Annotated in this window: 11 protein-coding genes; 3 read left to right on the forward strand and 8 right to left on the reverse strand. The window is 69.3% G+C overall.

The features are described from left to right. Window positions 1-29 precede the first annotated feature (29 nt). From AC1D2F_RS08160 to AC1D2F_RS08170, 3 genes are all read left to right on the forward strand, one after another. Entirely contained in the window at window positions 30-1,664 is a 1,635-nt protein-coding gene (locus tag AC1D2F_RS08160) for a lipopolysaccharide biosynthesis protein (RefSeq protein ID WP_476966526.1), read from the forward strand. Next, window positions 1,657-2,688, forward strand: a complete 1,032-nt coding sequence (locus tag AC1D2F_RS08165; RefSeq protein WP_476966527.1) for a glycosyltransferase family 2 protein — start codon at window positions 1,657-1,659, stop codon at window positions 2,686-2,688. The genes AC1D2F_RS08160 and AC1D2F_RS08165 overlap by 8 nt, the downstream gene beginning before the upstream one ends. Before the next feature lie 414 nt (window positions 2,689-3,102). Next, a complete protein-coding gene (locus AC1D2F_RS08170; RefSeq protein WP_229993200.1) occupies window positions 3,103-4,155 on the forward strand; it encodes a hypothetical protein in 1,053 nt (350 codons plus the stop codon). 58 nt (window positions 4,156-4,213) lie between these two features. Here the strand turns inward: AC1D2F_RS08170 and AC1D2F_RS08175 are convergent, their stop codons facing one another. The 8 genes from AC1D2F_RS08175 to AC1D2F_RS08210 form a co-directional block, all read right to left on the reverse strand. Beyond that, window positions 4,214-5,950: a hypothetical protein gene (locus AC1D2F_RS08175; RefSeq protein WP_229993199.1), complete on the reverse strand. Its 1,737-nt coding sequence runs from the start codon at window positions 5,948-5,950 to the stop codon at window positions 4,214-4,216. Window positions 5,951-6,058: 108 nt separating this feature from the next. Further along, the gene (locus AC1D2F_RS08180; protein ID WP_229993198.1) at window positions 6,059-8,677 is read right to left on the reverse strand and encodes a PKD domain-containing protein; all 2,619 of its coding nucleotides are present in this window, start codon (window positions 8,675-8,677) and stop codon (window positions 6,059-6,061) included. 80 nt (window positions 8,678-8,757) lie between these two features. Next, complete coding sequence (locus tag AC1D2F_RS08185) at window positions 8,758-12,585, reverse strand: PKD domain-containing protein (RefSeq protein ID WP_476966528.1); 3,828 nt, start codon at window positions 12,583-12,585, stop codon at window positions 8,758-8,760. Window positions 12,586-12,607: 22 nt separating this feature from the next. Beyond that, on the reverse strand, window positions 12,608-16,261 hold the full coding sequence (locus tag AC1D2F_RS08190; protein WP_476966529.1) for a PKD domain-containing protein: 3,654 nt from the start codon (window positions 16,259-16,261) through the stop codon (window positions 12,608-12,610). A gap of 12 nt (window positions 16,262-16,273) precedes the next feature. Continuing rightward, a complete protein-coding gene (locus AC1D2F_RS08195; protein WP_229996221.1) occupies window positions 16,274-17,200 on the reverse strand; it encodes a hypothetical protein in 927 nt (308 codons plus the stop codon). Continuing rightward, complete coding sequence (locus AC1D2F_RS08200) at window positions 17,197-18,015, reverse strand: hypothetical protein (protein ID WP_364747261.1); 819 nt, start codon at window positions 18,013-18,015, stop codon at window positions 17,197-17,199. Before AC1D2F_RS08200 ends, AC1D2F_RS08195 begins: the two co-directional genes overlap by 4 nt. Next, complete coding sequence (locus AC1D2F_RS08205; RefSeq protein WP_229995033.1) at window positions 18,012-18,809, reverse strand: CDP-alcohol phosphatidyltransferase family protein; 798 nt, start codon at window positions 18,807-18,809, stop codon at window positions 18,012-18,014. The genes AC1D2F_RS08200 and AC1D2F_RS08205 overlap by 4 nt, the downstream gene beginning before the upstream one ends. Then, window positions 18,806-19,978: a DUF1972 domain-containing protein gene (locus AC1D2F_RS08210; protein ID WP_364747516.1), complete on the reverse strand. Its 1,173-nt coding sequence runs from the start codon at window positions 19,976-19,978 to the stop codon at window positions 18,806-18,808. The genes AC1D2F_RS08205 and AC1D2F_RS08210 overlap by 4 nt, the downstream gene beginning before the upstream one ends. Window positions 19,979-19,981: the final 3 nt, after the last annotated feature.

The following is a 19,981-nucleotide window of genomic DNA, read 5'->3' on the forward strand; positions in this document are numbered from 1 at the left end:
GCCGAGGCGCTCGCCCGCGTCGCCGGCCAATGGCACCACTACCAGTCCAGTGCAAGGCTCGACGCCGCCGAAGCCGGCCGCAGGCACAGTCCGGAACGCTACGGGACCCTCATGACCGGGCATCTGGCGCAGGCTGCGGGCAGGCTTTTGTGAACGGCAGCCCTGCCCCCCGTGCGGCCTCCGTACCGGCCGCACCAGCCAAAACGGCGCGAGGCGTCCGGTGGAGCTTCGGGGCAGTGCTGGCCCGGCAGGGATTCCAAATGCTCTGCGCCGTGGTTCTGGCCCGCCTCCTGGGGCCGCAGAGCTATGGAGTCATCGCGGCGGCCACCGTGTACATCAACCTGGTGGCGCTGCTGTTGGACCAGGGCCTCTCCGCGGCGCTCGTCCAGCGGCCGGACGTGACCCGCCGCCTGGCAGGTGCCACAGCCATGCTAAACATCCTGGTGGCGGCCCTACTCGCGGTGGTGACCTGGTGCGCCGCTCCCTGGATTGCGCAGTTCTTCGGCGTGGCTGAGCTTGAGCCGATCCTTAGGCTGCTGGCTCTGGCGATCCCAGTCAAAGCCCTGGCCATCACACCGCGGGCCATGCTGTCCCGGAACCTGGCCCTCCACAGGGTCGGCGCAGCGGACATTGCGGCGGCAGCCGCGGGCAGCGCGGCCGGGATCGGCGCTGCGCTTGCCGGCGCCGGACCGTGGTCCATGGTCTACCAGGTGGTCGCCACTGACGTCGTCTGCAGCGCGTTGTTGCTGGCAGCGAGCCGGGGTCCCGTCCCCAATTTTGCCTTCCGGACCATCGCGCCGCTGTTCCGATTCAGCTTCAGCGTCTTTGCCACCGACTGTCTGGCCTACTTCTCCCGGAACCTGGACAACATCCTCGTGGGCCGGGTGCTCGGCGTCGCCGCACTCTCCCTTTACGGGATGGCCTACCGTATCCTCGTCATCCCGGTCCAGTTGATTGGCCAGACCGTCAACCGGGTCATGTTTCCCGCGTTTTCCCGCGCGGCCGGCAGCCCGGAGACAGTGGCCGCAATCCTTGTCTCCGCGACGAGGCTGCTGGCGATCTCCGCTGTTCCGCTGATGGTCTTTGTGGCATGCGCCGCCCCCGAGCTCGTGGGCCTGGTTCTGGGCCCCGAGTGGCTGCCCGCGGCCGGGCTGGTAAGTGTGCTCGCCATCGGGGGCGCACGCGAAACCGTTTTCTACGTCACGCCCTCCCTGATGAAGGGTCTGGGGCAGAGCGGGTTGATCGTGAGGTACGAGATCCTGGCCGCCGTTGTGCAGGTTGGCGGTATCGTGATCGGACTCCAGTTCGGCGTCTTCGGCGTCGCCGTCGGATACTGCGCTGCCGGCTTTATCCTCACGCCCGTGCTCCTGCGCATCCAGTCCCGGCTGACAGGTGTGACGACGATGTCCCAGCTGGCGGCAATCTTCCCCGCTGTCCACGCCGCAGCCTGGGGTGCGGCCGGATACGGGGCGCTGTCCCTGGCCACCGCACACGGCCCGTGGCACCTGTTCGGCGGGCTGGGGCTCTTTGCAGCCCTCACCCTCGCCGCGCTGCGGGTTTTCCACCGGCGCATGCTCTCGGGCTATCTCGAACAGGCGCGGGCATTCATTGGACGGCCTGCCCCGCGGCAAGCCCCTACAACGACAAGAGGTCAGAATGACTGACATCACACACCCCAGCGTTCGCCCCTCGGGCGACGAACTCGCCGTCAGAATCCCGGCGGACGGCCTCGTCGTTGCGGTGCTGACCTACCGCCGGCCCGATGACATCGCCCTGGCGCTGCCGCGGCTGGCGGCCCAGGCCGGTACAGTCCTGGTCTCACCGGGACAGGGAGGCCCAGACGGGCCCGAAAATCCGCAGGCCACCGTGCTCGTGATCGACAACGACCCCGAGGCGAGCGCCCGCCCCACCGTGGAACGGCTCGCCGGCACTCTCCGGCCGGGGCTGGTCCGGTACGTCCACGAGCCGAAGCCCGGCATCGCGGCGGCGCGGAACCGCGCCCTGCACGAGGCGGCATCAAGCGCGCTGCTCGTCTTCATCGACGACGACGAAGTGCCCTCGGAGCAGTGGCTGGCGCAGCTGGTGGGCCTGCAGCGCTCCAGCGGCGCCGCCGCCGTCGTGGGTCCGGTCATCAGCGAATACGAACACGCGCCGGAGCCCTGGATCGAGGCCGGCAGGTTCTTCCACCGCCGCAGGCTCCCCACCGGGACCCGGCTGGACGTGGCGGCGACGAATAACCTGCTCCTGGACCTGCGGCAGGTCCGCGCCTTGCGGCTCGCGTTTGATGAACGCTTCGGTCTCAGCGGAGGATCGGACACGCTGTTCACCCGGCGACTCGTCCAGCGCGGCGGATCCATGCTGTGGTGCGATGAGGCCGTGGTGGTGGACCGGGTTCCGGCCTCGCGGCTCACCCGCAGGTGGGTCTTGCGCCGCGCCCTTCGCAGCGGGAACTCCGCGGCGCGTGTCGACCTGGAACTCGCCGCAGGCATGGCGGCCCGGCTGGGGGCCAGGGGCGCTTCCCTGGGATCCGGATCAGTCCGGTTCGTCGGCGGGTCGGCGCGCCTGGCAGCGGGACTCATCAGCGGCTCAGTGCGGCAACAGGCGCAGGGAATGCGGGCCGCCGCCCGGGGCCTGGGTATGGCATCCGGCGCCTTTGGCTATGTTTACAGCGAGTACCGCCGAAAATAGTTTTGCTGCAGTTCACCGTCTCTGAGGCGTCGCCGCGGCAGGTTGGATACGAGGGAAATTTTGCAGCTAATACAAGCGACACGCCCGGGCGCGATCAAGCTGATATTCGACACGCCCCGTCGTTACCAATTTGCAACCTGCCGGGCACCTCGACTAGCGTGTCTGCACAGAAGCCGGGGTCGGGGAACGCCTCCCGGGAAGTCAGTCGCAAGGGCCACGGGTCCGCCCACGCCTCGCCCAGGTCTCAGTCACCTGGGCCTCAAGAACACAACTTGCGCTGACCATGCACCAAGCAACATACCGGCGCGGTCTCCACGCCGCCGGCAGACAGGCCCCGCGCGGGCCTCCCGCCAGTTCCGCTATGTCCTTGCGATTCCCCGTGCCCGGAGAGTAAGACAAAAGAGGTTTGACACTATGGCCATTGGCACGAAGAAAGTCCAGCGCAAGAACGTCCGCGCAACGTATGCCGCGGGCGCTGCGGCAGTGACAATCACTGCCCTCGCCCTGTCCGCGGCACCGGCCGTCCAGGCTGCGCCCGCAATGGCGCCCGCAGCGCTGACGGTTGGGTCCTACAAGCCGAGCGCGTCCACCACCGGTGTTCCGGCCGGAACGGCCCTGAAGCCGTACAACACCTCGGGTGCGGACCTCGTCATCACCAGGGACGGCACGGTCCTGGACGGGCTGGACATCTATGGCGACATCAAGGTCCGGGCCAAGAACGTGGTCATCAAGAACAGCCGGCTGCACGGCGGCAAGGCGATCCCGAGGTCCAACACCGGCGTCGTCGACGCCAACAACGCCGCCGTGGTCAACCTGGTGGTCCAGGACAGCACGATCGTCCCGGACAGGCCGTCCTACTACCGCGACGGCATCGTCGGCCACGACTACACCGCGCGGCGGAACCACATCCAGCGCTCCAACGATGGCCTGGGCATTTTCAACCGCCCGGGTGGCCCGGTGACTGCCAACGTCACGGCCGAAGCCAACTACATCCACGGGCTGACCTACTGGTCCTACGACCCTGCCCACAGCGACGGCACGCACAATGACGGCATCCAGGTCCAGGGCGGCCAGAACATCCGCATCGTCGGCAACAACATCGTGGCCAACTCCACGCCGGGCACCGGCAGCGCGCCGAACCCGCGCGGCACCCACGCGGGCATAGGCATCATGCTGCAGCAGAACGTTGCCAAGCTCGCCAACGTAGTGGTCGACAAGAACTGGGTGGATGACGGCCAATCGTCCATCAATATCGACAACGGCAAGTACTCGAACATCACGGTCACGGTCTCGAACAACAAGCTCGGCCGCAACCAGTTCGATTTCGGCAACGGCTCGAAGTACCCCGTCCGGGTTATCAACCGCGCCGCCAGTACCGTGGCCGGCCTGACCACCAGCAACCGCTGGGCCGACACCCAGGCCCTGCTGGTGGAAGGCAAGACCGGCGGCATCCGCTACAACTACTAGGATCCATGAGCGGGTCCTGACGGGCCGGATCCGGATAAGATCCGGCCCGTTTTGTGTGTCATCTGGCTTTCAGGCTCACGGTGGCGGACGTCTTGGCGTTGCCGAACGAATCGTTGGCCACAATCTTGTATTCATGGGTGGTTCCGGACGGCACGGAGTCGACGTGCTGCATCGTGGGACGGTACCAGAACCTGGACGAGACCCAGCGGGTGCTGATGATCTTCCCGTCCCGGTACAGCTTGTAGTTCAGCCTGGAGTTGTCACGGTCCCAGTTGGCCTGCCAGCTGATGCTGATCGTGCCGGATGAGGGCGATGCCAGCACGGGGTTTGTGGACGCGGCCGAGGACCTCGGCCCCTCCTTGTTCGGGGCGATGCTGGTTACGGCAAAGCGTGCAAGCCCCTGCTGCCCGCGCAGGTTGACGTTTAGGAATTCGCCGCCCATCACCACGTACTGATCATTTCCGGCAACGGTCCACGGCCCCTGGTTCTGGCCCGTGGCCGTCCCGGTGTCCATATCCGGGAACCACACGAGCAGCGTCGGCATGGGCTGGCCGGTGAAGCTCGGAAGACGTGAACTGGGCCGGGTCAGGGTCCCCGTCGCCGCCTTGCTGTAGGCGAGCGCCCGGTGCCAGGACCGGGGGTCGGTTTCTGGGAAACCGTCGATCTTCCCGCAGTCATGGGAGTGCCCCGCCTTGTACACCGCGGTGCTGCTGGCAAAGGTGCTGTAAGAGTCGCCCCGGCAGTCATCGATCCACTTGATGGCGAGGTTGGACCAGTTCGCGGCGAAGGATCCCTCGAGGTTCCCGGTGCCGCCGCTGTCAATGAGGATGAACGCCGTCCCGTACCAGCTGGTCCCGTCGCTCGAGAGTGACGTGATGGCCGCGTAGGTGCCGGCGTTGCGCACCACTTCGTTGGCCGGCGTTGGCAGGTTCTTACCGCCGACCGGGTCCACGGCGCCCAGGCCAAAGCCCGGCTCGCTGCTGCCGTTGAGCGTGGTGAAGGCCCCGCCGACAACCACCCTGCTGCGGTCGGGAGCCAGGACCAAGGCATTAACCCGTCCCCCGCCGGCCGCAGGCTTCCACGCCAGCAGGCCGCCGTCGGAAGCGCGGACCGCCGCCAGCCTCGATCTCACGGCGGATCCGACCGCGGTGAACGAGCCGCCTAGGTAGACCGTGGCCGGCGTGGCCACGATCGCGCGGACGGAGCCCGACATAGGCGGGGCCCAGCCGGGAATGAGGGCCCCGGTCGCCGGGTCGAGGGCCGCAACCTTCCGCACGGCGTGGCCGTTGACCTGGGTGAAGTCGCCGCCCACATAGAGCCGTTTGTGGTCCGGGGACGCCGTCACGGCCAGGGCCTGGGCATTGAGGGACGCCGTAAAGCTGGTGATGAGCTTTCCCGTGGTCAGGCTGAACGCCAGGATGTTTTTCCGGGCCGTCGTCTGCGTGCCGGCCGGGGCGCCGGCGGGGCGGGCAGTACTGAACTTACCCACGGCGTACACCGTGTCCGCGATGACGGTCTGCTGCCACACCACCCCGTCCACCTGGACCGTCGGCAGCGAATCCGCCGTCACCGTCACAGGGCTCGAGGGCAGGCTCGGGTCGGCGGGCGCGGAGTCCGCGGTTGCGCCCGGGGCGGCCGTAAAGGCCAGGGCTGTGGCCAGCGCAGCACTGGCACCCGCCCTCCAGACCCGGACCGCAGCCGGCCATCCGCGCCGCCATCGACGGAAACGGGGACCGCTCCGGGGCGGTTCTCCGTGGGCATGAAGCGCGGGCGCGCCCCCAGGCTTCCAGGACATCAGAATCCTCCTTCGCTCAGCATCGCCAATCCTTGAGTTACTTGAGTGACTTGCCCGGTTGCGGCTGCCCGTTCCCGGCCTTTCTGGTCTTACCTTCCATTCGCCCCGTCAGATGGGCCGCACATCGAGGTTGTCGAACCGTGCCAGCACCGGCGCGTTGGTCGCGGAGCTAGACAGGTAAGACAGGAGGCCCACGCCTCCCCCGCCCTGCAGGCCGGCGGTAGAGTCGGTGGCCGTGACGCTCCACGGTCCAGGCTCCGCCGCTCCCGTCCGCCAGGTCTTCGCCCGGAGCGTGGTGGGCGAGGCTCCCGAGACTTCCACCCTCAGCTGCAGCTGCTGGCCGGCCGCGAGCGTGATTCCCGGCGTGAACTGCCCGAGGACGGTCTCCGCACCGCCGGCGAGGCGGGTCAGCTGGAGCGTGGTGGCTCCGTTGGCCGCCACCTTGACCTTGCCGCGGTACTCGGCGGTTCCCACGCGCCGTCCGATCACTCCGAGGTAGGAGCCCCCTCCGTTGCCGATCTTGTCCAGCGATACCGTCACGAGCGAGTTGCTGGCGGCAGTGGAGACCGACGGCAGGAATGCTGACGGGCCCCGGCCTGCGGCCAGGTTCATGGTTCCTTGCCCTCCGCCGACCGAGAAGAACGACGCCGAGCCGTTCAGCGACCACGCTCCGCCGGTGTCCGCCGTTCCCCAGCCGGACGCCAGCGTCCGGCCAAAGGCGTCCTGCGCCAGGACCCCGCCGGAACTGACGGTGACGTCGTGGCTGACCGTACCGGTGGCGCCGCTGTTGTCCGTCACGGTCAGTGTCACGGTGTAGGTACCGCCGGACGCGTAGCTGTGCGACGCCGTGACGCCGGTGCCGGTGCCGCCGTCGCCGAAGGCCCACGAGTAGCCCGCGATGGTGCCGCCGGGATCCGAGGACGCGGCGGCGTCGACGTTCACCGTCAGCCCCGTGGTGCCGGCCGTGAAGGCAGCCGTCGGCGCGGTGCCGGAGGAGCCTGCGATGGTGATGCTGCGACTGTCTCCCGTGACGGTGTTTCCCAGCGGATCCCGGGCGGCGATCCTGTAGCTGTGCGCACCGGCGGCCAGTCCGGCGTCGTTGAACTCCAGGGCCGGGCGTTGCCAGAACGTGGACTGCGCGGAGACGGTATGCACCGGGACGGGGTTTCCGTCGCGCAGGACACTGTAGGCCAGGAACGAATTGTCGCGGTCCCAATTGGCCTGCCACTGCACCCGGACCCGCCCGGCGGCGGGGCTGGACAAGGTGGGCACGAACGCGGCCCCGGTGACGCGCGGGCCCTGCAGGTTGGGCGCCGCATCCCTGCGCGCAAACCGGGCCAGGCCCTGTTGCGGCTGCTGGTTGACGTTGCGGAACTCCCCCACCATCACCACATAGGTGTTGTTACCGGTCACGGCCCAGGGGCCCTGGCTTTGGCCGCTGGCAGTTCCGTTGTCCATGTCCGGGAACCAGTTCAACAGCGCCGGCGCAGGCTGCCCGGTGAAGGAGGGGTAGCCGAGGGGATCCCGCACGAGGGTCCCCGTGGCGGCCTTGCCGAAGGCGACCGCCCGGTGCCAGACGCGCGGGGTGACCTCGGGGAATCCACCCAGGTTGCCGCAGTAGTGCGGGTGCCCGGCGACATAGACCGCGGTGTCAGTGGCGAAGGCACCGTAGGAATCGCCATGGCAGTCCTCTACCCATTTGATCCGGCCGTCGGACCAGTTGGCCGCGAAGGCGCCCTCCAGGTTGCCGCCCGTGCCGAAAATGTAGCCGGTGCCGTAGAAGCTCGTGCCGTCCGTGGACAGCGACAAAACCGCCGAGTCGGTTCCCGCGTCGCGGACCACGTCGTTGGCCTGCAGGGGCAGGTTGGCGCCGCTGAGCGCGTCCACCATGCCGAGCCCGTAGCCCGGGCGGGACGAGTTGTTCAGCGTGGTGAACGCGCCGCCGACCACCACCCGTGCGCCCTCGGGAGAAAGGGCCAGGGCGTTGACCCGGCCGCTCGCGGCAACCGGCGCCCACGGCAACAGCGCTCCGTCCGCGGCGCTGACGGCCGCGAGCCGGGAGCGGGACGTGGTTCCGACGCCCGTGAAGGTGCCTCCCATCCACACGGTCCCGCCCGATGTCGCGATGGCCCGGACGGAGGCGTTCATCCTCGGCGCAAACGAACCGATCAGCGCTCCGGTCGCGGGGTCCAGCGCGGCGACCCGCAGGCGCTGCACGCCGTTGACGGACGTGAAATCCCCGCCGATGTACAGCCGGGATCCGTCCGGCGATGGCGCGACGGCGAGCGCCTGGGCATTGAGGACGGGCGCGAAGCCGGTAATGAGCCGCCCTGTGGTGATGTCGAAAGCCAGGATGTTGGCCCGGGCGGTCAACTGCGTCCCGGGGGCGGCGCCGAAGGGCCGGGCGTTGCCGAACTTGCCGACCACATAGACGGTGTTGCCGATCACGGCCGTTTGCCACGCCACGCCGTCGTGCTGGGCGGTGGGGAGGCTGTCTGCCGTGACGGTCACCGGGGTCTTGGGGTCGTTTGGGTCAAGGGGAGCGGAATCGGTGACGCCGTCGGGTGCCCACACGAGCGCCGCGGCTATGAACAGGGCCAGCGCAGCGGCCAGGGCACCCGCCACGGCAGCGGCGCGGCGGGTGCCCTGGCTTGTGGAGGAGCGGGCCCGCGCAGTGGTTGCGGGCTCCGCAGTGCTTCCGGTTCCGGCTTCTGTTCGCCACGTCATGGAATGATCCCTTCATCTGGAAGACGGGTACCCCTCCTCAGCCCGGCCCGTCCCGCGGTCAAGTCTTCAACGGCCCGCCCTCAGGTAGGCCGCACATCGAATTCGTCAAACCTCGCCTGCACCGGCGCGTTGCCCGCGGTGCTCCACAGGAAGGACATCAGCCCGACCGACCCGGCGCCCTGGAGCGTAGCCGAGGCGTCGCCGGCTGTGACGAGCCAGGATGCCGGTTCGGTGGCGCCATCGCGCCAGACCTTCGCCTGGAGGGCGGCGGGTGCCGCACCGGTCACGGTCATCCGCAGCCGGAGCTGGTCTCCTGCGGCCACGGTCAGGCCGGGCACCGTGACGGACTGCAGCGTGGTTTCCGTGCCGCCCACGAGCTTGGTCAGGTACAGGCTCGTACTCCCGGTGGAGGAGATCTTGAGCTTGGCCCGGTACTCGTCTGCCCCCGCCTTCCGCCCGATGATGCCGAGGAACATGCCGCCGCCGTTGGCGACCTTGTCCGTCGAGGTCTTGACCCGGACGTCCGCGGCCGGGACCGAGACTCCGGACAGGTAGGCCAGGCGCTGGGCTCCGGCCGTGCCCAGCGTCATGGAGCCAACCCCCGACGCCACGGCGTAGTTGCCCGCCGTGCCGGCGGCTGTCCAGGCCCCTCCGGTATCCGCCGTGCCCCAGCCCGGGGCCGCGGTCCGCCCGAAGGCGTCGGCGGCGATGGCCGAGTTGGGCGGCGGGTCTGTGACCGTGACCGTCGTCGTGGCGGTGCCGGTGGCCCCGTCGTTGTCCGGCACTGTCAGGACGACGACGTAGCTGCCGGCCGCGGCGTAGGTGTGCGATGGGGCGACGCCGGATCCAGTGGAGGCGTCGCCGAAGTCCCAGTCGTAGGAGGCGATCGTGCCGTCCGGATCTAATGTCCCGGCGGCGTCGAAGGCTGCGGTGCGGTTGGTGACCTTGGCCGTGAACTGCGCGGCCGGGGGCTGGTTTGGCTGCACCGAGACCTGCACGGTGTTTGTGCTGGACGCCCCGTCGTTGTCCGTGACCGTCAGGGTGACCGGGTAGGTTCCGCCGCTTGCGTAGCTGTAGGATGTGGTTTTCCCCGTTCCTGTGGCCGAGTCGCCGAAGTCCCAGGCGTAGGAGCCGATGGTGCCGTCGGGGTCCGCGGACGTCGACGCATCCACGCTCACAGTCAGCTGGCTGGTGGTGGACGTGAACGCCGCCGCGGGCGGTTGGTTCCCCGGCGGGGCCGTGGCCGTGATGGTCCGGGTGGTGCTCGTGGAGTTGCCGTCGCCGTCGGTCACGGTGAGTCGGACGGTGTAGGACCCGGCAGCCGCGTAGGCGTGCTGGGTGGTGACGCCCGTGCCGGTGCTTCCGTCGCCGTACGCCCAGGTGTAGGAAGCGATGGGTCCGTTCGGGTCCGAGGAGCCGGAGGCGTCGGCGCTGAGGCTCAGGTAGGTGATCGAGGAGGTGAAGGCTGCCGTGGGCGGCGTGGCCGGGACGGTGAGCGTGCGGCCGGAGGCGCGGTAGTGGTTTTGGACCTGCTGGAGGCCGAGGGCGGCGGGATAGAGCGCGACTTCGTCGATGTCGCCTTTGAGGCTGCCGCTGCTCGGCTGGCTGGGCCAGGTGCCCACCAGGTCCGATCCGATCCGCCAGTACCCGTCAAAGACCCGGCCCGAGGTGACGTCGGTGCGGAAGGCTGCCCGGGCGCCGTCGATGTAGAGGAACATGCCGCCGCCGCTGAGGGTGGCGGTGATCTGGTGCCACTGGCCGTCGTTGAACCCCGTGCCGCTGTTGATGCTCCGGACTGCCCCGTTCCAGAGGCCAAAGTAGATCCGGCCGGCGTCGTCCATGTAGACATTGCGGTCAGTGACCCGTGACGTGCCGCTGGCAACGTTGCCGAATCCGATGATTTTCCCGCCCGTTGTGCTGCTCGTGCGGACCCACGCTTCCGCGGTGAAAACGTCCGGCGCGCGCTGGAACGCGTTGTCCGCGGCGACTCCGTTGACGGTGCCGTCAAAGGTTCCGGCGCCGGCGGTTTCGCCGACGACGGCGCCGTCGCCCCGCAGCCCGGTTCCGGCAGCGGCTGCGAGGTCCTCGGCGCCGGCGGAATCCACCAGGGTGGGTCCGGAGGTGTCATTGAAGCGCCAGAAGTTCCCGGGGCGGTCAGCCTGGACGGCGTCGGCGTAGCCGCTGGCTGGCGTCGAGGCCGCGGCCGTGATCGAGACGGTGTCGGACCGGGACTCGTTACCGAGCGCGTCCGTGGCGAAGATCCGGTATCTGTAAGTCTGGCCCGGCACCAGCCCGGAATCGACGTAGCTCATGCCGGGCCGCTTCCAGAACGTGCTGTCCTGCGTGACGGTGTAGACAGGGGCGGCGGTGATGCCGTCCCGGATCACGCGGTAGGTGAGCCGGACATTGTCCGGGTCATGGTTGGCCTGCCAGCGCACCCGCACCGTCCCGGCTGCGGGCGAGCTCAGGGTTGGGTTGCTGCGGGCCCCGCTGAGGACCGGGCCGCGCGCGTTCGGTGCTTTGTCCCGGACGGTGAACCGGACGAGGCCCTGCTGGCGTACTCCGTTGACGGTGGTGAATTCCCCGCCCAGGACCACGTATTGTGCGTTGCCGGTGACGGCCCAGGCGCCTTGGTTCTGTCCGGTATAGGTGCCGGTGTCGAGGGCCGGGAACCAGTTGAGCAGCGAGGGTGAGGGCTGTCCGGCCCAGTTGGGGTAGCCGAGCGGGTCCCGGATGATGGTGCCTGTAGCGGCCTTGCTGAACGCGATGCCGCGTTGGAAGCTCCAGGGTTCGGTCTGCGGATAGCCGCCGACGTTGCCGCAGTAGTGGGCGTGGCCCACCTTGTAGATGACGTCGCCGGCCGGATAGACGGCGTAGGTGTCGCCGTGGCAGTCTTCCATCCAGGTGATCTGGCCGCCGTTCCAGCCGGCGGCGACCGTCCCTTCGAGGTTGCCGCCCGTGCCAAAGACGTAGCCGGTCGCGTAGACGTTGTCGGCGTCGCCGCTCAGGCTCGTGATGGCGGAGTTGACTCCCGCGTCCCGCACCCGCCCGTTGACGGCCCAGGGCAGGAGCCCGCCGTTGAGGGTGTCCACGGCGGCGAGCCCGTAGCCGGGATTGGCGGAGCCGTTGAGGGTGGTGAAGGCGCCACCGACCACCATGCGGGTGCCGTCAGGGGACAGGGCCAGGGCGTTGACCCGGCCGCCTTCCGCCGAGGGCGCCCAGGCTGTGAGGCCGCCGTTGGTGGCCTGGACGGCCGCCAGCCGGCTGCGCGCGGCTGATCCCACCGCGGTGAACAGACCGCCAAGGTAGACGGTGCCGGCGGTCGGCACGATCGCCCGGACGCTTGCGGCGACCTTGGGCAGGAAGGAGGGAATGAGCGCCCCCGTTCCGGGATCCAGGGCGGCGACCCGCCAGACGTTCGCACCGTTGACAGTGGTGAAATCACCGCCGACGTAGATCCGCGAACCGTCTGGCGATGCGGCGATGCTGAAAGCCTGGGCGTTCAGCACGGGGGCAAAGGGAAGCAGTTCGCCGGTGCTGAGGTTGTAGGCCAGGATATTGCGGCGGACCACGGTGTTGGTCCCGGCCGGTGAGCCCGCCGGCCGGGCGCTGCCGAAGCTCCCCGCCGCGTAGACGGTGTTGCCGACCACCACCTGCTGCCAGACGACGCCGTCGATCTGGGCTGTCGGCAGTGCATCCGCCGTCACCGTGGCCGGGTTGGCGGGATCGGCCGGCCCCGGCGGGACGCTGTCCGCCCCCGCCGGGGCCACTGCCGCCAGCCCCAGCGACAGCGCGAGCGCCGAAGCCGCCACGGCTGCCACGACCTTTTCCAGCAACCGTCGCGGGGCCGGGCCGCGGCCCCGCGCCTTTCCTGGCGCGGGTCCCTGCAGTGACTCCGGCATCGTCATGGCCTCCCCCAATGCCCTAGGCCTACGGGATCTTCACGGAGAGGGTGTCAAAACGCAACACCACCGGGAAGTTGGTGGACGATCCCGAGAGGTAACCGACGAGTCCTGCGCCGCCGGCCACCTGGAGCCCGGCCGTCGAGTCGCTGCCGTTCAGCTGCCACGCTGCCGGTTCGGCTGCCGATGCCCGCCAGACCTTCGCGCTGAGCGCCGTCGGTGCCGTGCCGGTCAGGCTGAGCCGGATGATCACGGGATCGTTCGGTGCCATGGTCAGGCCGGCAATCGCGAGGGGCCCGGCAATGGTCGTCTCGGCGTTGTTGATGACCCGGGTGAGGTACAGGGAGACGGCACCGTTGCTCCCGACCTTGATCTTGGCCCGGTAGTCGTTGTTGTTCGCCCGCCTGCCGAGCAGGGAGGCGAACATCCCGCCGCCGTCGGCGATCTTGTCGGCGGAGACCGTGACGGTTCCATCGAAGGCGGCGGTGGACACCGAGTTCAGGAACGCGCTCCGGCTGGCTCCGGCGGCCCCGAGGCTCACAGCACCGGAGCCGTTGTTCACTCCGAAGTTGGTGTTGCCTCCTGAGAGCGTCCAGGCTCCCCCGGTGTCCGCCGTGCCGAAGCCTCCGGTGACCGTCCGCCCGAAGGCGTCCGCGGCGACGACGGTGTTGGCCGCCGGGGCCGTGACGGTGACCGTGCGGCTGAGCGTGCCCGTGGCGCCGTCGTCGTCGGTCACCGTCAGGGTGACGGCGTAGCTGCCGGCACTGGCGTAGGTGTGCGACGCCGTCGCCCCGGTTCCGGTGCTTGCGTCACCGAAGTCCCAGGCATAGCCGGTGATGGTCCCGTCCGAATCCGCTGATTCCGAGCCGTTGAAGGAAGCGGCAAGGTCGGCGGCGGTCGAGGTGAACGCGGCGGTCGGGGCCACGTTCGCCGGCGGGGCCACCACGGTCACGGGATGCCCGACGCTCGCGGTGTTTCCGGTGTTGTCCGTCACCGTCAGCCTGACCGTGTAGGTGCCGCCTGCCGCATACGTGTGCTGCGCAGTCACGCCGGTGCCGGTGCCGCCGTCGCCGAAGTCCCAGGCGTAGGTGGCGATGGGTCCGTTGGCGTCCGCGGACGTGGTCCCGTCCACCGATGCCGTGAGTCCACTGGCCGCAGAGGTGAAACCGGCCACGGGCGGTGCGGGAGGGGCGTTGACCGTGCGGCCCGAGGCCACGAAGTGCGCCTGCACCCGCGACAGCGGCAGCACGGCCGGGTAGATGGCGACGTCGTCGATCTGGCCGTTCAGGTAGCGGCTGGTCGGACGGTTGGGCCAGCCGCTCAGGTTGTCGCCGCCGATGCGCCAGAAACCGTCGATCGGCCACGCGGACGTGGTGTCGGTCCGCCCGGCCGCGAGGGCGCCGTCGAGGAACAGCTGCATCCCGTTGGGGCCGAGGGTCGCCACGACATGGTGCCACTGGTTGTCGTTGAACGTCTTGGTTGTGCTGACGGTGATCCGGGAGGCGGTCCCGCTGGTGCCGGTTGGACGGACACCGAAGGAGAGCCGGCCGGCGTTGTCCATGTAGACGTTGCGGTCGAAGTCGGCCGAAAGTCCGGTCTGTGAATTGCCGTAGCCGATGATCTCGCCGCCCACGTTGGTGCCGGTCCGGAACCAGGCCTCGGTACTGAAGACCTGGGGGCGCATCGAAAGCGTCGGGCTGCTGGCCACGGAGTCGGTGGTGCCGTTGAAGGCGGCGGCGTTGTCTGCGTCCCCGGTCATCGCACCCGCGGCGCCGAAACTGACACCGGGCCGGACCATCAGATCGTCCTTGCCGGCGAGGTCCACGCCGGTGGCCCCGCCGGTTTCGCCGAGGCGCCAGTAGTTGCCAGGCTTGTCGGCCAGCACCTGCTGGGCGTAGCTCCCCGGTGCCGTGGTGGAGCCGGGGACCGTGATGGTGACGGTCTCGCTGCGGGCCTCGTTGCCGAAGGGGTCCCGGGCGAAGATGCGGTAGCCGTAACTCTGGCCGGCGGTCAGGCCTGAGTCCAGGAACGTCATGCCGGGCCGGTTCCAGAAGGTGGAGGCCTGGTTGACGGTGGAGATGACGGCGCCGTTGCGGCGCACCTCATAGGTGAGGTTCTCGTTGTCCTGGTCCCAGTTGGCCTGCCACCGGACCCGCACGGTGCCGGCGGCCGGGCTGGACAGTGTCGGGTTGAAGTTCACGCCGCTCAGCCGCGGCCCGCGCAGGTTCGGCGCGAGGCCGGTGCGCGGGAACCGGGTCAGTCCCTGCTGGGGCTGGTTGTTGATGGTGGTGAATTCGCCGGCCATCACGATGTAGTCGGCGTTGCCGGTAACCGACCAGGCGCCCTGGTCCTGCCCCGTGAAGGTGCCGGCGTTCAGGATCGGGAACCAGTTCAGGAGCGACGGTGCCGGGTTCCCGGCGAAGTTGGTGTACCCGTGGCTTTCGGCGGTCACCGTGCCGGTGGCCTTCTTGCTGAAGGCGATGCCGCGGTTGAACTGCCAGGGTTCGGCCTGCGGGAAGGCTCCGATGTTGCCGCAGAAGTGGGCGTGCCCGGCCAGGTAGACCGCGTCGCCCAGGGGCTGGATCGAATACGTGTCGCCGTGGCAGTCCTCGAGCCAGGTGGTGGAGCCATCGGACCACTTGACGGAGAACATTCCTTCCAGCGTGCTGCTGCGGCCAAAGGTGTAGCCGGCGCCGTAGACGTTGACGCCGTCGGTGGCGAGGGTGGTGATGGCGCCGGTCGAGCCGCCGTTGCGGGCGATGTTGTTGATCTGGAAGGGCTGGACGGCGCCGAGGGCCGTGTCCACCTTGGCCACGCCGTAGCCGGGGTTGCTGGAGCCGTTGAGGGAGGTGAAGGCCCCGCCCACCACCATGCTGGCGCCGTCCGGGGAGAGCGCGAGTGCGTTGACCCGGCCGCCGGCGGCAACCGGGTTCCAGGGCAGGAGCGCGGCGTTGGAGGCGCTCACGGCGGCGAGATTGCCGCGGGTCACGGAGCCGACGGCGTTGAACAGGCCGCCAAGGTACACCGTGGTGGACGTTGCCACGATCGAGCGGACCGACGCGGACATGCGGGGCAGGAAGCTAGTAATGAGGGCACCGGTAGCGGGGTTCAGGGCGACGGCCCGCCACACTGTGGAGCCGTTGTACGCGGTAAACGCGCCGCCGACGTACAGCCGCGACCCGTCCGGGGACGCTGCCAGTGCCGTCACCTCGCCGTTGAAGCTGGGCGCAAACGTGCTCAGCAGCTCACCGGTGGTGAGGTTGTAGGCCAGGATGTTGTTCCGCGGGACGGTGCCGGTGCCGGCAGCGGCGCTGGCGGGCCGTGCCTCGGTGAAATTGCCGCCGACGAACACCGTGTTGCCGATAATGACCTGGGCCCAGGCGACGCCGTTGATCTGGGCGGTGGGCAGGCCGTCGGCGGAGACGGTCACCGGGGTGGCGGGGCTGGCGGGATCCGCGGGAGCGGTATCCGCCGCGGCGGGCTGGCTGCCGACCAGTCCCAGCGAGAGGGCGACGGCGGCAGCCAGCAGCAGCGCCAGCAACTTTTTCGCGCCTGCCCGTGCACCCGTCAGGACGGTCGTGTAGGCGGTCTTGGCGGGTGCCGGTGCCGTCGTCGGTGCCGAGCCGGCGGGCGGCCCGGCCCCTCTCCTCCGAGCGCTCCCCAGCGTTGCGTTCCTGAGCATTTTCTTGTCCCCTTAGTTCGGTTGATGACTGACCGTGCTGGCACCCAGCGCGGCCACATCCTCGGCCGAAAAGAGGCCTCGAATGCAGTGATCGTTTTGGTTCTCTCCCACGTTTGTGCTCATGAGGCTCTGGCCTTGGCTGCCAGGAATGATCGGGAAGTGCCGGGGCACTGGCCCGATCTGGCGCACCGGGATTCCGGCGCGCAGGGCCACCCACTTCAGCCAGATGTCATCCGCGCGCGGGCACGAGGTCAGGAAGCCGTCCCCGCGCAGCCGCAGCGCCTCCAGCATCGCCGGCGGGTAGATGACGCCGGACACGCCGGTGGCGAAGTTTCCCGCCCGCACGGCCGTGTCACGGGCCCACGGCCAGGTCGAGTAGCCGGATACCTGGCCCCCCTCGATCCCCATGATGCTGACCCGGTACGCGCCCACGGTGCCGGGGTGGCGCTCGCCGGCGTCCACCAGCAGCGCCAGCCACTTCGCCGGGTAGACGATGTCGTCGTCGGCCGTCACGAGCGGCACGGTGTGCCGTGGCACGGATGAAACGTAGGGGTAGTACTTGGTGTGGGGTCCGTAATTGGACGCTCCGCCATTGGATGCCGCCCGGATTTCCAGGCCGCGGCGTTCAAGGCGCCGCAGTGACGCCGGGCACGCCGCGATGTCTTCAGGCGACTGCAGCCACAGCACAAGGCGCTGCGGCCGCACCGTGCCGCGGGCAATCGATTCCACCCCGAGCGACACCGTGCGGATCCGGTCACCGTAACTCGTCAGGGAGACGACCACCGGCGCGGATCCGGTGACGGGCCCGCGTGCCACCAGGTTGCGGACCTGCAGGTAAGCCACGGCGCTGGCGGCCCGCAGCCCTTTGCCCAACTTGCGTGCCCGCCGGACCATCCGGCGGGGAGCAGAGACCGGCGGGCCGCCCGGTGCCGGTGTCATGGCTTGTTTCCGGCCGGGGCACGGCCGGCGAACGTCGCAATGGGCGTCTCGGCTTCCAGGTTGAAGTGGATCGTCACGGTATCCCGCGCGTCGAGCGGCACGGCGAAGATGAACACTGCGACGCCGGTGGCCCCGGGTGCGACGCTGGCCGGGAAGGGCGCGGGGTCCGGTCCGCTGAGCTGGCTCGCCGGGGCATCGTCCTTGCCGTAGCTGACATCTACGAGCGCCCGGTCAAGCGCGAGCGGCGCCGCGGTGCTGTTGACCACGCTGATTTTGAACCGCACGGCGGGTCCGGCCACTTCGCCGATGCCGGTTGCCACGCCCTGGACGGCCGTCATGTCTGTGATGGTCGCCGACACGCCACCTTTGACGGTTTTCTTGGCTGTCAGCTCCACCGGGGCGGCCGTGGGCTGCGCGATCGCCGCGAGCTCCTGGTCCGTTTTGCCCTTCCGGTCCACGGGGGCCGGGTTGACCTCGGGCGGGCCGGACGGTTTCGTCGCCGTCGGCCGTGCGCCGGGGACGGCCGCCGGGTCCAGCGTTCCGGGGGCGGCGGCGGTGCTGGCGCTGCCCTGCCGGGCGGTATCGGGGCTGGCGGCCCCCTGCTGGGTGTTGGCGGGGTGGGCGGGGGCGCCGGCCGTGCTGTCCGGCCGGGCCTCCGGCGCCGCAGCGTTCCCGGCGGAATAGTTAAGCCCTGACGCCCACGCGACGCCGCCAATAGCCAGGAGCGCGGAGACTCCGAGCGACGTCGCCACCAGGCGCGTGCGGCGGCTGGTCATCCGGGGCTTGTCCGCGGGGGTGTTGGCCTGCTTGTTCATGGCCGGTCTCCCTTCGTGACGGGCTGCTCTGCCGGACGGGATATCGGCTGGACGGCGGAGAGTTCACGGAACCACTTCACTGACGCGAGCACGAGGAACCCGGCTGTGGCGGCGAAGATCAGCGTGTAGACGGTAAGGAAGACGGGCAGCACGCCGTAGCTGATGAAGGACAGACAGAGGACGCCGTAGTCCATCGGGATCACCAGCAGCGAACGGATCCAGGACCGCCCGCCGGGGTCCGCCACGGACACCCGTCCGCTTTGGCGCCGGAGTTGTTCGGTGAGGATCATGCCGAAGAACAGGACGGCGGACACGATTGCCGCACCCAGGGGAACCACGAGCCACCACCGGTCCACGGCGCCAAAGCGATAGAGTCCGACGGCGAGCGCGAGCGGCATTGTGGAGGTCTTCACGGCGTCGACCATGTGGTCCAGCCATTCCCCCGCGGGCGACCCGCCGCCCCGCATCCTGGCCACCTGGCCGTCGGCCGAATCACAGGCGTAGCCGACCACGAGGCACAGCGCCACACCGATGCCCAGCGCGCCGGAGGGCGGGAAGATCATCAGCAGGGCGATCCCGGCGAAGGTGAAGGCCGCGCTGATGACTGTCACCGCGTTCGGGCCCAGCCCTGCCTGCATCGCGGCCGCAGCCAGGAGCCGTCCCAGCCGGCGGTTGATGTAGCGCGAATACGCCGGTGCGCTGCGCGCGGCGGTTTTCTGCCCCACCGACAGGGCCCTCACGGTGTCCCAATAGCCGGCGGCGGCACTCTCCACGTGCGAATCGATGGCAGTCACTGGCCCGCTCCTAAGATTTGCTGGGCCGAGGCCGGGGCTGAAGGCCGCCGGTAGGCGCCGCGGGCCGAATGCGCCCGCAGGCGGGCGAGGTCATGGCAGAGCTCCTCATAGCCGTCGGTGACCAGGTCCCAGTTGTAGCGGTGCGCGATCAGCCGCGCTTGTTCTCCCCGCGCGGTCACATCGGAGCCGGGGCGCTCGGCGTCCGCGACCAGCCCGGCTACATCCTCTGGATCCGAAAAGTATCGGCCGGAGCTTTCCAGGACCTCACGATTGAAGCCGACGTCGAACGCGTTGGTGGCCGTTCCCGAGCCGATGGCCCGCAGAAGCGAGGGGTTCGTTCCGCCGACCGAGTGGCCATGCCAGTACACGAGTGCGTTGGCGTACAGCTGGTCCAGCAGTTCCTGGTCCCAGATCCCGCCGACGAAGCGGACCCTGGCGTCGGCCAGGGCGTGGACGGCGCTCGTGTAGCGGTTCGAATACGGCGCTGAACCCACGACGAGGAGCGGCAGCTGCGACCCGCTGCGGACGAACCCGTCCACAATCATGTGGACGTGGTTCTCCGGCTCGAAGCGGGCCACCACCAGGTGGTATGCCTGCGGTTTGAGGTCCAGTTGCCCGAGCTTGTCCGCGTTGCCCTCGGCCAGCAGCGGTGCGCCGTACGCGAGGTAAACGGTGTCGGCGTCGAATTTCTGCCGGTAGTAGGTCTGGATCCCGACGGCGTCGGCGATCAGCGCATCCGAGAGCTTAACGGCGAGCCGTTCCACGGCGAGGTAGTACTTCCGGCCGCCTTGGCCCCACTTGGCGCGTTTCCATTCCAGCCCGTCGACGTGGGTGGCCACCGGGATGCCCGCCGTCCGGAAAACCGGCAGGTAGGGTGCGTTGGCGGCGTTGAAGAGGATTGCCGCATCCGGCCGGTGCCGGAGCAGATGGGCGACCGACAGTCCGGTGTGGCTCAATGTCTCCAGGGACCGTTTGCGCATCGCCGGGAGGTGCACCAGTTCCATGCCCAGGTGCTCGGAGGGCTTGTCCGTGCCGTCCCCCGTGTCGCGGCAGTAGACGGTGATGCGGTGGCCGCGCTGCACCAGGCGCTGGCCGATTTCCTCGATGGCGGTTTCGAAGCCGCCGTAGCGGGCCGGGACACCACGCGTCCCCACCATGGCGACGTGCAGGCC

Source organism: Arthrobacter sp. P1_B3, assembly GCF_056406615.1.

Excerpts from the sequence above, each read along its gene's own strand:
- AC1D2F_RS08160 (WP_476966526.1), top strand. The coding sequence starts at position 30 with ATGGCACCACTACCAGTCCAGTGCAAGGCTCGACGCCGCCGAAGCCGG.
- AC1D2F_RS08165 (WP_476966527.1), top strand. The coding sequence starts at position 1,657 with ATGACTGACATCACACACCCCAGCGTTCGCCCCTCGGGCGACGAACTC.
- AC1D2F_RS08170 (WP_229993200.1), top strand. The coding sequence starts at position 3,103 with ATGGCCATTGGCACGAAGAAAGTCCAGCGCAAGAACGTCCGCGCAACG.
- AC1D2F_RS08175 (WP_229993199.1), bottom strand. The coding sequence starts at position 5,950 with ATGTCCTGGAAGCCTGGGGGCGCGCCCGCGCTTCATGCCCACGGAGAA.
- AC1D2F_RS08180 (WP_229993198.1), bottom strand. The coding sequence starts at position 8,677 with ATGACGTGGCGAACAGAAGCCGGAACCGGAAGCACTGCGGAGCCCGCA.
- AC1D2F_RS08185 (WP_476966528.1), bottom strand. The coding sequence starts at position 12,585 with ATGACGATGCCGGAGTCACTGCAGGGACCCGCGCCAGGAAAGGCGCGG.
- AC1D2F_RS08190 (WP_476966529.1), bottom strand. The coding sequence starts at position 16,261 with ATGCTCAGGAACGCAACGCTGGGGAGCGCTCGGAGGAGAGGGGCCGGG.
- AC1D2F_RS08195 (WP_229996221.1), bottom strand. The coding sequence starts at position 17,200 with ATGACACCGGCACCGGGCGGCCCGCCGGTCTCTGCTCCCCGCCGGATG.
- AC1D2F_RS08200 (WP_364747261.1), bottom strand. The coding sequence starts at position 18,015 with ATGAACAAGCAGGCCAACACCCCCGCGGACAAGCCCCGGATGACCAGC.